This is a genomic window from Corynebacterium sp. HMSC074H12 (assembly GCF_001813755.1).
GTDB lineage: Bacteria > Actinomycetota > Actinomycetes > Mycobacteriales > Mycobacteriaceae > Corynebacterium > Corynebacterium hiratae.
Genome location: NZ_KV813927.1, coordinates 44,265 through 58,714, shown reverse-complemented (window position 1 = coordinate 58,714; position 14,450 = coordinate 44,265). Strand labels below are relative to the sequence as shown.

The window sequence follows — 14,450 nt, the reverse complement described above, 5'->3', positions numbered from 1 at the left end:
CTGTGGCGGGGACGCGCCTTACGGCTCGCGGTACCACCCCGCTTGGGCGCCGAGGCGCCCCGCTTCGTTGATGTGAAGGAGATGACGGTCCCTACCCGCCCGGTTCTAATAATGCTCTGCTAAGCGCGAAGCACGTTCTTCCGGAATGCTCCCCGGTGATAGCCGGCTCACTGCATACGCCTAAAAGTATAGCGAGCCGGTCAAGTTTTCACAGGCGCAGGTTCCCGAAAGCCCCAAAATAGAAACGACAGTACATGAATGAGGTACCTGGGATAAGGTTTTCCACAGGAACATTTTTTCTAATGCGAGCAGGTCATAAGGTGTTTTAAGCTCCAATGTCATGAGCGCACTGCAGACTTTCCTTAACGCACTCGGGGCCGGCATCGATGTCGTCGCCGAGTGCGAAGGCATGTCTGAAGCAGACCTCATCGCCGCCGGTTCCCCAGACAAAACCGCCGCGGAGTTGGTGCGGCTGCATACGAGCTTCTTTGGCAAAACCGCCATGACGCGGATGCAACGCGACGCAGTGAAGGCAGCGCGCCAACGCAAGCATTCTTTGCCTACCTTGGAGGTCATCGACCGCTATGCCCGGAAAGCCAAAACACAAGCGTTGGGCTGGAAGCTGCGTCTAGAACTCTGCCGAACGAGCGCTGACACCCTCGCCATGGAGGCGCTGGCGAAGAAGAAGCTCAAGGAACACTCAGCACCGCCCACGCCGAAGGAGGGCGTGACTGTCTACCGCCGCCGCAATGCACCGTGGACGATGGCGATCACGGGCCCCTCGCAACTGATTGCAGAGCTTAACGACGCCGTCGACCCGGCACGTCCCCTCGAGTCCATCCGCGAGGCCTTCTTCAAAGGCGCTGCACCGCGCCGCGGCTTGCAGACCAATATCCTTGTGCCGCTGGATGCAATGACGAAAATTCTCGACGGTGACGGCGAAGAAATCACCCTCCAGATGACCAATGGCGCCACGATGACCGGGGCAGAGTACCTCAACAAGGTCATCGCCGGTGAAATCGATAAAGACGGCGCGCTCGCGACTCTTTTTCATCCCTATCACGGGCCGGTCAACCTCTACTACGAGGAGCGCTCGGCCAGCATCAAGCAGCGCATCATGGCTATGGCCGAGTTCCCAGTCTGTGCTTGGGATGACTGCCTGAAGCCGGCCGATGAATGTCAAGTTCATCACCTCATCGCGTGGAAGAACGGCGGGTACACCAACCAGGAAAACTTGGTGATGCTCTGTCCGTATCACAATGGGGTGAACCAGGACGATCCGAATGCGCCGCCGGGTCGCGGCCGCATGGCTCGGGTCAGGGGAAAAGCGAAGAGAACGTACGGCCCTCCCCCGCCACCCACGCCGCTGCAAGCGCCACCCGGGTTATTCCCAAACTCCGGGGAGCGAGACGACTAGCGACTTCACAGAAGTAGCCCTCCACCCAGAATTACCACTGGGTCGAGGGCTACTCGTCGTGCCTTAGCTGCGCGCGTTACAGATTTTCGGCGAGACCGAGCTACTCGTCGTGCTTGCGGCGCAGCTTGATCACGGTGTCTGCGATGAACAGGACGATACCCACCCCAGCCGAAGCGAAGAGCACGTACAAGGACCACTCAGCAGCGGTGAGGATGTAGTTCACGAACGCCAAGAAAGCAACAAAGGCCAGAAGCAATGCGCCGATGAGCATGTGCGCTCTCCTTTCCCCACCAATGACTAAGGGCTCTGTGCTTACAAAGAATGTATACCTACGGACGTATACCTACAGAAAAGAATAACGGCGCCCCCGCAGGGACGCCGCTCATTCAGAGATTAATTGTTGGACTTTCCGGCCTCACCGTTGGGGGCAGCGGTGCCGCGGGACTCCAACTCCTCAAGCTGGGACTGCAGCAGCGTCTTGAGGCGGGTACGGTACTCGCGCTCGAAGGTGCGCAGCTCGGAGATGCGGGCCTCCAGAGCGGTCTGCTGCTGCTTGACCGTGTTCATGACCTCGGTGTGCTTCTTCTCAGCATCTGCCTGCAGGGCAGCTGCCTTCTCCTCAGCCTGGCGAATCTGTGCCTCCGCGCGGGACGTAGCGTCGGCCTCAGTCTGCTTTGCCTTGTTTTCGGCGTCAGCCACCAGCTTCTTGGAGCGGGTATCGGCTTCCTGCAGCTGCGCGTCGTAGCGCTTCTGGGCGTCAGCAAGCTGAGCCTTGGAGTGAGAGTCAGCGTCGGCAAGCTGCTTCTCTGCAGCCGTGCGGGCCTCCGCCAGCATGGACTCGGAATCGGCCTTGGCCTCGTTGGTAAGGCGGTCTGCCATCTCCTGCGCCAGGCCCAGAACGCGGGCTGCCTGCATATGCGTGTCCGGGGTGGCGAGGCCCTGTGCGTTGGACTGTGCAGCACCTGCACCAGCCACGGCAGCAGCGGAAGATGCGGTGGTGGAGGTTGCGGAGTTCTTCTTTGCGGACTCCAGCTCCTTCTTGGTGCTCTCCAGTTCCTTCTTGGAGGCCTCGAGCTCACGCCTGGCAGCAGCAGCTTCCTCGCGTGCGGCCTTGAGCTCTGCGGAATTGTCCTGCGCCTGAGCGGCCTTCGCCTGTTCCTGGGCGCGCTTGGTTTCTTCCTTGGCCTTGGCAATCTCGTTCTTGGAGTCAGCCAGCTTTGCCTCGTACTCAGCGCGAAGCTTGGATTCGACGTCCTTGCGCACAGCGGCCTCGTCGACCTTAGCGGCAGCGGCACCGCCGGCAGCGCCGGCCGGAGCCTGAGACTTCAGCTCCTCAACCTGGGCGTGGAGATCATCGTTCTCATCCTGCAGCTGAGCAAGAGCATCCTCAACGAGATCGAGGAACTGATCGACCTCGTCCTCGTTGTAGCCACGCTTGCCAATTGGCGGCTTGCTGAAAGCGACGTTGTGTACATCAGCTGGTGACAGTGGCATTGACTTCTCTTCCCCTTACGAATCGGTCAAACCTCTAGAGGGTCCAGAGGCCGGGTACATATGCGGTTAATAATACGGATTGTGGTAACTCATTGTATCCGAATCAACACATTATCTAACGCTGGCACGAGTCTCAACGTTAACAGGAGGGTTTAATACACCCGTTTATTACATTGCAAGCCCATTGGCGCTGAAAAATAGCCAGCCAATAAGTTGCGAAAGAACGGACAAAAGCAGGAACAAAACAATGATGGAAACATCGAGCGTGATGCCGCCCAATTGCAGCGGCGGAATCACCTTTCGCAGCGCTTTGACCGGCGGATCGGTGACCACGAAAAGCACCTCAGCAACCATCATGAACCAGCGGGGCGGGTTGAATTGGCGCGAAAAAGACTGGATCATTTCAATGACGATGCGCGCCAACAAAACCCACGAGTAAAGACTCACGGCGACGAGGAGAATTGAACCTAAAGCACTCACAATGCCTGAGCCTATCGGAATCACCCCCGCCAGCGGTACTCCCCTGCCCTAAGGTTCGCCCTCGGCGTACAGAGACAGCACCGCGGCAGCCATACCGCCGCCGAGAATGACTCTCCGATAAGGCCCCACGATGAAAACGACGAAACCGCCCCATCGCCTTCCGCCTCCCTTAAGCCAACACGGAGGAGAATAACGATGAAGCGGTTAAAGCCTGACGTCTCTAGCGCAGGTGTGCTGCTCGCTCCAGCTCCACGGTGGAGATATCAGCACCCTTCGGCACGATGGCAAAAACCTTGCGGCTGGTGTCCATGCCCTTGGTCAGGTTCTTCATGCGGCCTTCCAACGCGAAGCAGAGGCCAGCGGCAAAGTCCACGAAACGCTTGGCAGAGCCGCGGTCGGCATCGGTGAGTTCAAAGACCACTGCGTCACCGTCACGGAAAGGGCCGCCAACCTTTGCTGCATCATCAAAGGAGACGAGGGAGAGAGCCACGATGGTCGGGACAAACTCCTCTTCCTGCTTCTCGTAGGAAGGCGCGTAGGCCGGAGCGTTGTAGCTGCGCTCGTCGGCGTAGTAGGCATCGTCGGCGTCCATGTCCATCGGGCCCAGCCCGAAGAACTCTTTAGTCCTATCAATCAGTGACATTCTGGGTCTCCCTCTGACCTAGTGTGTTCTGTTCATTTGCGGTCTTGTAATGCAGTTTTACAATGACAATTAACCTAGCGGGCGGGCTCCCATGATTCCGGTTCCGACACGCACGATATCCGTTCCAGATGCAATCGCTGCCTCCATATCGGCGCTCATGCCGGCGGACATTTTCAGGTCTCGCCCAAGCTTGGCCGCCACCTCATCCGTCAATGCCCTCACCTGGGTGAAAACCTCCGCCGGATCGCTCTCCAGCGGTGGAACCACCATGAAGCCACACAGCTGCAGGTTCTCCAGATCTTCGACCAGATCCACCAGAGCAGATACACCCTCTAGCGGGCAGCCGCCACGCGCGGTATCACCGTCGGCGGATACCTGGATATAGACCGGAAGCGTGTCCTCGCGCTGGCCGCGTTCCTGGGCAAGAGCCACGCCGCGGTCGAGTGCTCTGGCAAGTTTTTCTGAATCGAGCGAGTGAACACTATGCGCCCATCGGGCCACGTGGTTCGCCTTCTTGGTCTGCACCTGGCCAATCATGTGGAAACGCATCTCGGACAGGGCCTCCGCCTTGGCACGCGCTTCCTGCTCGCGATTTTCCGCCACATCTGTGATCCCCAACTCCGCTAGCAGCGCGATGTCTTCGGCCGGGTGAAACTTCGTCACCGGCAGCAGCTGCGGGGCGGGGCGGCCAGCGGCCTCAGCGAAACGGTGAATAGCAGCGCGGGTGCTCTCCAGGCCAGCCCTCAGCTCTTCACGGCGCACAGTATCGTTGTTCGTCATTAATCCTCCAACCAAATCACGCCGGCTTGGCGTCCGGTGACGCCCTCGCGGCGATAAGAAAAGAAATCTGTGTCCTCAATCGTGCAGCGCGGGTCCGATTCGATAGCCGTAACCCCCATCTCCATCAATTGACGAATCAGCCCAGCGCGCACGTCGACGCCCCAGGTACCCGACGCCGTGCGGGTCTTGGAGCCGGGCAGATGCTTCTCGACGTCATCCGCCATCGCCTCCGGCACCTCATAGTTCCGCCCAGAAGCGGCCGGCCCCATGAGCACCTGAATCGAGGCGGGGCGGGCCCCTAACTCAACCATGGTATCGACGGTATTGCGGACGATTCCGTTGCGCGCGCCAAGGCGCCCGGCGTGGGCGGCGCCGATGACGCCCGCGGAGACGTCGACAAGCAGCACCGGCGTGCAGTCCGCCACGAGAACGCCCAGGCCCAAGCGCTTTTCGGTGGTTACCACGGCATCGGTGGCCGGCACGGGCTCCTCGACGCCGCGGCGCTCGGCCCCCACCACCGTCACGGTGTTGGTGTGGAGCTGTTCCATCCACACGATGTCCTCTAAGCCCGTGGCTCGGCGGAGCCGCTCGCGATTGGCGGCCACTGCGGCGGGGTCATCGCCAACGTGATCGCCGAGGTTAAAAGAGTCATAAGGCGACGACGACGCCCCGCCGGCACGGCTTGTAAAAACCATGCGGACGGGGCGTCGTGCTGCGTGTGCTTCCTCGTTTACTGGCATGCACTCCAGAGTAGCTGGCTGGAACTAGCGCATGAAGGATGGCACGTCGAGATCGTCATCGCCGTCATCGTCGAAGTCACGGCCACGACGCTCCGTGGGGCGCGAGAGACGGTACTCATCATCGCCGCCGCGGCGGTAGTCCTCACCGCGGAAGCGATCCGAGGTGGTAAATAGTCCGCTCGACGGGGCCGGCTCTGCCGGCTGCTCGCGCTCGTAGGAGTGACGCGGGGCGTACTCTTCACGCTCAATGCGCTGGGAGTCAGCGCGCTGCGGTTCGGCGCGGGTGTACTCCTCGCGCGGGGCCTCGGTGCGGGGCGCGGCGGGGCTCTCAGGCTGTGCCTCAGCGCGGTTCTCGAAGAGGGAACCCGGGCGTGCAGCCGGGGTAGCCTCCGCACCATGCTGCTGCGTCTGGCCAGGCTGTGCCGGCTGGGAGGTCATGTTGGCCTGGGCATCGAAGCCGGTCGCAATGATGGTGACGCGGACTTCGTCACCGAGGTTGTCATCGATGATGGTGCCGAAGATGATGTTGGCGTCCTCGTCGGCGCGCTCCTCCACCATGGAGGCAGCGGCGTTGACTTCGTGAAGGCCCAAGTCGGAGCCACCGGCGATAGACAGCAGAACGCCCTTGGCACCCTCCATGGTCGACTCCAGCAGCGGGGAGTTAATGGCCTGCTCGGCGGCGTTGAGCGCGCGGTTATCGCCGCGGGCGAAGCCGATGCCCATGAGGGCGGAGCCGGCGTCGGACATGACGGAGCGAACGTCCGCAAAGTCGACGTTGATCATGCCCGGGATGGTGATGAGGTTGGTAATACCCTGCACACCGTTGTGCAGAACTTCGTCGGCGGCGCGGAAGGCTTCGACGATGGACAGCTCCTCGCCGCCCAGCTGCATGAGGCGATCATTCGGGATAACGATGAGGGTATCGCAGACCTCGCGCAACTCCTCAATGCCGGCCATGGCCTGACGGGTGCGGCGCGCGCCCTCGAACTTGAACGGGCGGGTAACGACACCGACGGTCAAAGCGCCCATCTTCTTCGCGATGGAGGCGACCACCGGAGCGGCGCCGGTACCGGTTCCGCCACCCTCGCCAGCCGTCACAAAGACCATGTCGGAGCCCTGGAGGGCGTCTTCGATTTCGGTCTTGTGGTCCTCCGCGGAGGTCTTACCTACCTCCGGGTTGGCACCCGCGCCGAGGCCGCGGGTGGCCTCGCGACCGATGTCGAGCTTGGTATCCGCATCGGAGAAAATCAGCGCCTGGGAATCGGTGTTGATCGCCACGAACTGGACTCCCTTGAGCCCTTCTTCGATCATGCGGTTGACAGCGTTGACACCACCGCCGCCGACGCCGACGACCTTGATGTCCGCGAGGTTGTTGCTAGATGAGATCATACGAGGGTCTCTTGCCTTTCGAATAAGGTTTTAATGTAAACGAGGAGGCGCCCCTTTTTCTGAGAGGCGGTTACATCCATCTTTAACGACAACGGGGTAATTTCGGCGCACATTTTGCCGCGTGTCGGTACCCTCAACCTCTACTTTAGGGTTGCTGACATGCGGTTTTCTTAACAGGCGTCCCACCCGCCCCACTCGCGACGCGCTTAGCGACGAGTCACCAGCGACGGGTTCGAAATGTTCCAAGAATCGCCCTCGAGCTTGAGCACATCCTCAAAAGCAATGGCCTTGTTCGCGTTGTCTTCCGACGCACCCCAAAAGATGGTTTTGTCATCCTCCGTGCGGAAGGTCAGCGAATACCGGTCCTTAATTTCGAGGGCCGCGACCTTCTCCCGAATCGGCGCGGGGAGCGCAGCGACGGCGTCGACAGCCCCCTGCATCTCAGGCGAACCGGAGTCGGTGTGCCCCGTCAGCTCTACGGCTTCGGGTGGCGCTTCGTCCTCCACGAATTCCTTACCGTGGTTGTCCACCAAAATCGTCCTATCGCCCTGTCGCACATAAGCTACTGCCTCGTGCTCGACGAGCTCGATGTGGACGGTTGACGGGAAGGCCCGCGACACCGTCGCGCTCTCTACCCACGGCAGAGAGGCCACACCGTGCGCGGCTTCGCGCGCATCCAGGCGCGCCAAATTAGAGCCCTTCACGACGCCACTGGCCTGCTCGACCTCCTCTGCCGCGACGTGATCATTTCCCACGACCTCGAAGGATGTCACCTTCAGGATGGGAAAAAGCCACACCCCCGCGGCAGCAACCGCCACTACGAGAAGCACCGCGCCTAGCGCAAGCGCCCCAGTCTTTTTAGACATTCGGTTCCTTCGGTTCCTCCGCGCCGCTCGCATTCTCTAGCGCCGACAAGATTTCACCCGCCACGTAGGTAATAGTTCCCGCGCCGATGGTGAGGACGATATCTCCGGGCTGCGCCAGGGAAATGACATCACCGGCAGCCTCAGAGAAATCCGGCTCGAAAATGACCGGCATGTCTTCGGGCATCTTGTCGGTGATAATGCGGGACGTAATTCCTTCTACCGGCTTCTCGCGGGCGCCGTAGATGTCGAGGACGACGGCGGCGTCGGCAAGCGCCAAGGCCTGAGCAAACTCGGCGTCAAACTCCATGGTCCGGGAGTACAGGTGCGGCTGGAAGCAGGCGATCACGCGCGCACCCTCGCCCTCGGCGTCCGCTTTCGCACGCGCCGCGGTAAGCACCGCAGACACCTCTGTGGGGTGGTGGGCGTAGTCATCGAAGACACGGATTCCGCGCTCGCTGCCGCGGTACTCGAAGCGCCGGCGCACACCCGTAAAGTCGGTCAAACCCGCGGCCAGTTCCGCCGGGTCCCCGCCAGCCAGCGCACCGGCCAGCAGGGCCGCCGCCGAGTTGAGCACCATGTGATGGCCCGGGACATGCAGGTCATAGGACAGCTCCTGTGGCGCCTGACCCGGCAAGGTCAGGCGAACGCGGACGTGCGCGCCGGCGGCGGAGACGGTTTCTTCTAGGATCTCCGCTGCCAGCGGCACGGAAGAATCCGCGGCTACCTCGCTGCGCGTGCCGTAGCCCAGCACCTGAATCCCGCGCTGAGCCGCCCGCTCACCCGTGGCGGCCGCATGCTCATCCTCGAGGCACACGACGAGGTAGCCGCCCTCAACCACGCGGTCGGCGAAATCATCAAAGACCCGATAGTAGCTCTCTGCCGTGCCGAAATAGTCGAGGTGATCAGGCTCGATGTTGGTGATGACTGCCACGAAGGGGCTGTAGCGCAGGAGGGAGGCATCGGATTCGTCGGCTTCTGCCACGAAGGCGTCGCCAGTGCCGCCGTGCGCGTTGGTCCCAGCTCGGTTGAGTTGCCCGCCGATGGCGAAGGAAGGATCCATCCCCGCCTGCTGGAGCGCGGTGACCGCCATAGAGGTCGTCGAGGTCTTTCCGTGCGTGCCGGCGAGCAGCACCTGACGGTGGCCTTCCATGAGCTCAGCCAGCAGGTCCGAGCGACGGATCACTGGAATCCCGGCTTCCCGTGCCGCAACCAGCTCCGGGTTGTCCTGCGGGATGGCTGCGAAGGAGGTGACGACTACCGTCGGCTTGTCCCCAGCCAGATCGAGATTCTCAGCCGAGTGGCCGACGGCGACGTGCGCACCCATCGCGCGGAGGACGTCAACGGCCGTCGACTTCTTAACGTCCGAGCCGGTGACGACCGCGCCACGGCTAACCAGGATGCGCGCGAGGCCGGACATTCCGGAACCGCCGATGCCGACGAAGTGGACGCGGGACAGGTCCGTGGTGGCGGGGGTATCAGTCATGGTGAAAATTTCCTTCTTTAATAAACCTGTACTGTGCGCCTAGCCGCGGGTGTCGGCGGCGACGCGGTGCGCGATTCGGTCAGCGATCACCGCGGCGGCATCGCCGGCGGTGCTAGCGTCAGCAGCGGCACGCATGGCCGAAAGGGCGTCGGGATGGTCAAGGATAGCGCGAACTTCGGCGACAAGGCGCCCCGGAGTAAGCTCCGCGTCCGGTATCTGGACCGCGGCTCCCGCTTCCACCAGAGCCCGGGAGTTCAACGCTTGCTCGCCGTTGCCGTGCGGCAGTGGCACATAGATTGCGGGCAGGCCGGCCGCAGACACCTCAGCCACGGTCATCGCGCCGGAGCGGCAGACCATCACATCAGCAACGGCAAGCGCGCCGGCCATGTCATCGATATAGGGCACGGCCGTGTAGTGCTCGTGCTCAGTCGGCACCGTGTTCTTCTTGCCGTAGGCATGCAGCACTTGGAAGTCTCGGCACAGGTCCTCGAGCGCTCCGGCGACGGCGGTGTTAATGCTCACCGCTCCCTGCGAACCGCCGGTAACCACGATGGTCGGGCGGCCTTCATCCAGGTTCCAGTTCTGGCGCGCAGCAGCGGCCTTCGTACCATCTGGGTCCTCGCCCAAGCCCGGGCGTACCGGAATGCCCAGGACCTCGCCCGGCATGCCAGATCCCTCTTGGGCATTGATTCCCGTGCCGCCAAGACGCACGCCCAGCTTATTAGCCATACCGGCCAAAGCATTCGTCTCGAGAACGAAGAACGGAATGCCCAAGGACTTCGCCGCCAGGTAAGCCGGCGCCGCAACGTAACCACCGGTGCCAAACACAGCGTTGGCCCCGACGTCCTTAAGCACCGCGCGAGTTTCCCGAACGGACTTGAAAATCCGCCAAGGCAGCTTCACCGCGTCAATGTTGATCTTTCGCGGAACAGGGACCGGAGTGATCATGCGGAGATCGACACCGCGCGCCGGCACGATGTCGCTTTCCAGACCCCGCGGCGTACCCAAGGCGGTGACCCGCGCCCCGTGGCGTTGGCGTAGCTCCTCCCCTACCGCAAGCGCGGGCTCAATGTGTCCGGCGGTGCCGCCACCTGCGATGACGACGGAAATCGGCGTGTCATTCATGCACTACACGCTACCAGCGCCGCACTGCGCTACCGGCGCTCGCCGCGCCGATACTCCCGCCGCCCCTCCGCGCGCGGCGCCTGCGACCGCTGAGAGCGCCCCGTCACCGCACGCCCGAAACGTTCCTCACGGCTGCGTTCCACGTGGCGTTGGGAGCGCTCGCGGTATGGGCGCTGGGAACGCCGAGCATCTGCGCGCTCGCGCGGGGCACGGTGCGCCCCGCCGCGCCGCTCGTTGGGCGGGGTCGGCTCTGGGATGAAGAAGATACGGTCAAAGAGCGGACGTCCAAAGTTCTGCATCGCGGACACCTGCAGCGGCTCGTGGCGTGCCACATTGCACAGCAGGCCCATCGAGCCGATGGTGATGACCGCAGCCGTACCACCCGCAGAAATCATCGGGAGCTGAATACCCGTCACCGGCAGCACACCGATGACGTAGCCGATGTTGATGAAGGCCTGCACGACAACACCCACCGACAGCGTGGCGGCCAGCAAGGACTGGAACTGGTCCTGCGCGCGGGTTGCGGTACGCAACCCAAAGTAGCCCAGCACGGCGAAAAGCACGATGACGAGCGCACCGCCCCAGAGGCCTAGCTCCTCACCGATAATGGCGAAGACGAAGTCGTTCTTGGCTTCTGGGAGGTAGAACCACTTGGCGCGTGATTGGCCGAGGCCAACGCCCCAGAAGCCGCCGTCGGCAAGCGAAAGAAAGCCCTGATAAGCCTGGAAACCGGTACCTTGTGTGTCCTCAATGTTGCCGCGCAGCGCATCAAAGTAAGTGTGGAAACGGTGCGAACGGAATCCACCCGCCAGGAAAACAGTGATCATGCCGATGGCGCCAAAGACGCCGACGACGACGGGCACACGCCAGTTCACGCCGGCGAATACGAGGGTGAAGACCACGATGAGAGCGAAGGATACGCCCATGCCCAAGTCACCTTGGGCCACGATGAGCACGAACATGATGCCGGCGATGATGGAATACATCATGAACGGATCCGTCAAGCGCATCGAACGATGTGTTTTATCCGCCAGCGCTGAGGCGCCATACATACCCACGGCGACGCGAGCGAACTCAGAGGGCTGGAAGGCCACACCGCCCGGCAACATGATCCACGACTGTGAACCGACCTCCGCGCGGCCGGTACCGATACCGGGCACAAGCACGAGGATAAGCAGCAGGATGGATAGCCCCAAGAACCACGGTACGAGCGCCCGCAACGTGCGCGGCGATATGCGGAGGCCTATCCAGAACACGATGAGGCCGGCGGCGACCAACACGCACTGGCGCAAAGCGGCCGACCACGGGCTATCGGTCTCCGACAGGGACGTCGCCATCGACGAAGAGAAGGCCATGAGTACGCCGATGCCGATGAGCGAGAAGATCGCGATGCGCAGCATCAGGTAGTCAAGCCCCGGGTAGGCGCGCAGGCGCTCGCGAAGATCACGCAGGCGGTGGCCCAGCGTGCGGTGTGGCTTCTGGGTGCTGGTGGCAGTCACGGCTTCTGGGTGCTCCTAGCTAGCGGGCGAGGCGGCGGGCAGCGGCGGCAAACATGTCGCCGCGTTGGCTCATTCCGGTGTACATGTCCAACGATGCCGCAGCGGGCGCCAAAAGTACGGTATCGCCGGCTTCGGCGTGTTGCACGGCGGCGCTCACGGCCTGGTCCATAGCGATCTGCGGGTCATGACTGTCCACGATGACGAGAGGCACGTGGGGTGCCGCCTTGACGAGGGCCTGGGCCAGCACGTGCTTGTCGACGCCCACCAGAACCGCCGCCTTCAGCCGCGCAGCGTGGGTACGCAGGAGGTCCGAGACATCTGCGCCTTTGAGCTGACCACCGGCGACCCACACCACGGAGTCAAGACCACGCATGGCCACCTCCGCGGCGTGCGGATTCGTCGCCTTGGAATTGTCGATGTAGGTCACGCCACCATGACGGTGGACAACCTCACCGCGGTGCCCGGCCATCACGTAGGCGTCGAGGCCCTCCGCGATGGACTCAGGCTGAGCGCCGGCAAGCGCGGCAACCGCCGCGGCAGCAGCGGCATCCAGCACCCCAGCAAGACCTGCGGGCTGGATGGTGGTGACATCCTCCACCACTGCCGCGTGCAGTCCGGCGACCTCATTGACCACGAGGCTGCCGGCGCTCACGCCGACTTCGCCCGGGGCGGGCTCGGCGTGGGTAAAGGCGGTGGCGCTGGATAGAGAGGCGGCAAGCGCTCGAACGTGCTCGTCGTCCTTTCCATAAACGGCGTGCGTGCCGCGCAAGATCTTCGCCTTATCCGCCGCGTAGGCCTCGAAGGAGCCGTGCCAATCGAGGTGGTCATCGGCGAGGTTGAGCAGCGCTCCCACATCCGGGCGCAGCTGGGAGGCCCAGTGCAGCTGGAACGAGGACAGTTCCGCGACGAGGATATCCACGCGGGGCTCGGCGGCCAGGGCATCAAAAGACGAGACCCCGATATTTCCTACGGCCTGCGCGCGCTGCCCGGATCGCTGCTCGTCAGCGGCCATGATGGCAGCGAGCATCCCCGTCGTTGTGGTCTTGCCGTTGGTACCTGTGATCGCGAGCCAGCGGCGGGAGGGCCCAAATACCTCTGCCTGGTCAAGGCGGTAGGCCAGCTCCACGTCACCGATGACCTCAAGGCCGCGGGAAGCTGCGGCGGCGAGCAACGGCGAATCCGGGCGCCACCCCGGCGAGGTCACGACGAGGGAGTAATCCGACAGGTCTACTGCTGCTGTGTCCACGGTGGCAACGTCGAGCTCGGCGGCGAGGCGAGCGCGGGATTCCTGGTTTCCATCAGCCACCGTGACGTCCACGCCTAGGTGGTCCAGGACCGCAGCACAGCCGCGGCCGGAAACGCCGGCACCGGCGATGAGGACCCGGCCAGAGAGGAAGTCGGGGCGCGTCATGCGCCGACACCTATACCTGTGGAGGTCAGCCATTCACCGTAGAAGATGGCCACGCCGGCCATCGCCGCCATCGCGGCCAGCAACCAGAAACGGACAACCACAGCAGTCTCCGCCCAACCGCCGTTTTCAAAGTGGTGATGGATCGGGGCCATGCGGAAGAAGCGCTTGCCGGTGGAATGGAAGACCACGATCTGAATGACAACGGACACCGTCTCGATAACGAACAGGGCGCCGATAATCACCATGAGAAGCTCGGTACGGCTGGTGACCGAAATGCCGGCAACCAATCCGCCGAGCGCCAGGGAGCCGGTGTCTCCCATGAAGATCTTGGCGGGCGCGGCATTCCACCATAAAAAGCCGAGGCAGGCACCGAGGCCCGCCGCCGCGAGCACGGCGAGATCGAGGGGATCGCGCACCTGGTAGCAGCCTGCCGCAAAGTTGGTGGCGCAGGAATAGCGGAACTGCCAGAAGGTCATCAGCGAGTAGGAGCCCATGACAATCGCCGTCACTCCTGCGGCAAGACCGTCGAGGCCGTCGGTGAGGTTGACCGCGTTCGACCACGCCGCAATGAGGAAGTACATGAAGATCAAGAACACGATGGTTCCGATCACAACGCCGCCAACCGCAAAGTCGAAAGTTTTCAAATCGCGGATGAACGACAGCTTGGTGGAGCCAGGAGTCAGGCCCGCATCATTGGGGAAACGCAGCACAAGAAAGCCAAAGAGGAGGGCCAGTACCAGCTGGCTGACCAGCTTCGCGGTCTTGTTGAGACCTAGGTTGCGCTTCCGGAAGAGTTTGATGAAGTCATCCGCAAATCCCACCGCGCCCAAGCCCAGCGTCAGTCCGAGGACGAGCAGACCCGAAGCAGTAAACCCCCCGTGGCCCGTCAGCATGCCATAAAAACCAACCACGAGATAAGCCACCAAGATACCGGCCAGAATAGCCAGGCCGCCCATCGTCGGCGTACCCCGCTTGCGCAGGTGGGACTTGGGGCCGTCCTCGCGGATCTCTTGGCCGCGACCGGAGTCGGAAAAGTATCGGATGAGAACCGGGGTGGTAAAGATCGCCACGAGGAAGCTAACCGCACCAGCGATGATGATCTGAGTCACGAGCTTGAAGTCCT

General features: G+C 62.6%; 14 protein-coding genes. 1 reads left to right on the top strand and 13 read right to left on the bottom strand.

What is annotated here, in order from left to right; translation table 11 throughout:
- The first annotated feature begins 340 nt into the window (after nt 1-340).
- Nucleotides 341-1,417 (top strand): HNH endonuclease signature motif containing protein, encoded by a 1,077-nt coding sequence (locus tag HMPREF2932_RS08120; protein ID WP_071409968.1) that lies wholly within the window; start codon nt 341-343, stop codon nt 1,415-1,417.
- 100 nt (nt 1,418-1,517) lie between these two features.
- Here HMPREF2932_RS08120 and HMPREF2932_RS13590 read toward each other — a convergent pair whose 3' ends face one another.
- The 13 genes from HMPREF2932_RS13590 to mraY all read right to left on the bottom strand — a co-directional run bounded on the left by HMPREF2932_RS13590 (nt 1,518) and on the right by mraY (nt 14,436).
- Nucleotides 1,518-1,688, bottom strand: coding sequence for a hypothetical protein (locus HMPREF2932_RS13590; RefSeq protein ID WP_046647978.1), 171 nt, complete (start codon nt 1,686-1,688; stop codon nt 1,518-1,520).
- Nucleotides 1,689-1,810: 122 nt separating this feature from the next.
- Nucleotides 1,811-2,911, bottom strand: a complete 1,101-nt coding sequence (locus tag HMPREF2932_RS08115; protein WP_049155270.1) for a DivIVA domain-containing protein — start codon at nt 2,909-2,911, stop codon at nt 1,811-1,813.
- Between the two features lie 168 nt (nt 2,912-3,079).
- The gene (locus HMPREF2932_RS08110) at nt 3,080-3,391 is read right to left on the bottom strand and encodes a YggT family protein (RefSeq protein WP_049155268.1); all 312 of its coding nucleotides are present in this window, start codon (nt 3,389-3,391) and stop codon (nt 3,080-3,082) included.
- Between the two features lie 220 nt (nt 3,392-3,611).
- The gene (locus tag HMPREF2932_RS08105) at nt 3,612-4,034 is read right to left on the bottom strand and encodes a cell division protein SepF (protein ID WP_046647975.1); all 423 of its coding nucleotides are present in this window, start codon (nt 4,032-4,034) and stop codon (nt 3,612-3,614) included.
- Nucleotides 4,035-4,103: 69 nt separating this feature from the next.
- Nucleotides 4,104-4,814, bottom strand: coding sequence for a YggS family pyridoxal phosphate-dependent enzyme (locus HMPREF2932_RS08100; RefSeq protein ID WP_070515741.1), 711 nt, complete (start codon nt 4,812-4,814; stop codon nt 4,104-4,106).
- Nucleotides 4,814-5,554, bottom strand: a complete 741-nt coding sequence (gene pgeF, locus HMPREF2932_RS08095) for a peptidoglycan editing factor PgeF (RefSeq protein ID WP_049155266.1) — start codon at nt 5,552-5,554, stop codon at nt 4,814-4,816. The genes HMPREF2932_RS08100 and pgeF overlap by 1 nt, the downstream gene beginning before the upstream one ends.
- A gap of 24 nt (nt 5,555-5,578) precedes the next feature.
- Nucleotides 5,579-6,943 carry a cell division protein FtsZ gene (gene ftsZ / locus HMPREF2932_RS08090; RefSeq protein WP_046647972.1) on the bottom strand — a complete coding sequence of 455 codons (1,365 nt, stop codon included), beginning with the start codon at nt 6,941-6,943 and terminating at the stop codon, nt 5,579-5,581.
- Nucleotides 6,944-7,149: 206 nt separating this feature from the next.
- Entirely contained in the window at nt 7,150-7,809 is a 660-nt protein-coding gene (locus HMPREF2932_RS08085; protein WP_084739012.1) for a cell division protein FtsQ/DivIB, read from the bottom strand.
- Complete coding sequence (murC, locus tag HMPREF2932_RS08080) at nt 7,802-9,292, bottom strand: UDP-N-acetylmuramate--L-alanine ligase (protein ID WP_071409966.1); 1,491 nt, start codon at nt 9,290-9,292, stop codon at nt 7,802-7,804. Before murC ends, HMPREF2932_RS08085 begins: the two co-directional genes overlap by 8 nt.
- Nucleotides 9,293-9,331: 39 nt before the next feature.
- Nucleotides 9,332-10,417, bottom strand: a complete 1,086-nt coding sequence (gene murG, locus HMPREF2932_RS08075; protein ID WP_070515750.1) for an undecaprenyldiphospho-muramoylpentapeptide beta-N-acetylglucosaminyltransferase — start codon at nt 10,415-10,417, stop codon at nt 9,332-9,334.
- Nucleotides 10,418-10,446: 29 nt separating this feature from the next.
- Nucleotides 10,447-11,916, bottom strand: a complete 1,470-nt coding sequence (locus tag HMPREF2932_RS08070) for an FtsW/RodA/SpoVE family cell cycle protein (protein WP_071409965.1) — start codon at nt 11,914-11,916, stop codon at nt 10,447-10,449.
- A gap of 19 nt (nt 11,917-11,935) precedes the next feature.
- Nucleotides 11,936-13,327, bottom strand: a complete 1,392-nt coding sequence (gene murD / locus HMPREF2932_RS08065; protein ID WP_071409964.1) for a UDP-N-acetylmuramoyl-L-alanine--D-glutamate ligase — start codon at nt 13,325-13,327, stop codon at nt 11,936-11,938.
- Nucleotides 13,324-14,436 (bottom strand): phospho-N-acetylmuramoyl-pentapeptide-transferase, encoded by a 1,113-nt coding sequence (gene mraY / locus HMPREF2932_RS08060; protein ID WP_049155252.1) that lies wholly within the window; start codon nt 14,434-14,436, stop codon nt 13,324-13,326. The genes murD and mraY overlap by 4 nt, the downstream gene beginning before the upstream one ends.
- Between the last annotated feature and the right edge of the window lie 14 nt (nt 14,437-14,450).

What these genes read in the sequence shown, in the direction of transcription:
- ftsZ (WP_046647972.1), bottom strand. Translation starts at nt 6,943, where the DNA reads ATGATCTCATCTAGCAACAACCTCGCGGACATCAAGGTCGTCGGCGTC.
- murG (WP_070515750.1), bottom strand. Translation starts at nt 10,417, where the DNA reads ATGAATGACACGCCGATTTCCGTCGTCATCGCAGGTGGCGGCACCGCC.
- murC (WP_071409966.1), bottom strand. Translation starts at nt 9,292, where the DNA reads ATGACTGATACCCCCGCCACCACGGACCTGTCCCGCGTCCACTTCGTC.
- pgeF (WP_049155266.1), bottom strand. Translation starts at nt 5,554, where the DNA reads ATGCCAGTAAACGAGGAAGCACACGCAGCACGACGCCCCGTCCGCATG.
- HMPREF2932_RS08120 (WP_071409968.1), top strand. Translation starts at nt 341, where the DNA reads ATGAGCGCACTGCAGACTTTCCTTAACGCACTCGGGGCCGGCATCGAT.
- HMPREF2932_RS08115 (WP_049155270.1), bottom strand. Translation starts at nt 2,911, where the DNA reads ATGCCACTGTCACCAGCTGATGTACACAACGTCGCTTTCAGCAAGCCG.
- murD (WP_071409964.1), bottom strand. Translation starts at nt 13,327, where the DNA reads ATGACGCGCCCCGACTTCCTCTCTGGCCGGGTCCTCATCGCCGGTGCC.
- HMPREF2932_RS08105 (WP_046647975.1), bottom strand. Translation starts at nt 4,034, where the DNA reads ATGTCACTGATTGATAGGACTAAAGAGTTCTTCGGGCTGGGCCCGATG.
- HMPREF2932_RS08085 (WP_084739012.1), bottom strand. Translation starts at nt 7,809, where the DNA reads ATGTCTAAAAAGACTGGGGCGCTTGCGCTAGGCGCGGTGCTTCTCGTA.
- HMPREF2932_RS13590 (WP_046647978.1), bottom strand. Translation starts at nt 1,688, where the DNA reads ATGCTCATCGGCGCATTGCTTCTGGCCTTTGTTGCTTTCTTGGCGTTC.
- HMPREF2932_RS08100 (WP_070515741.1), bottom strand. Translation starts at nt 4,814, where the DNA reads ATGACGAACAACGATACTGTGCGCCGTGAAGAGCTGAGGGCTGGCCTG.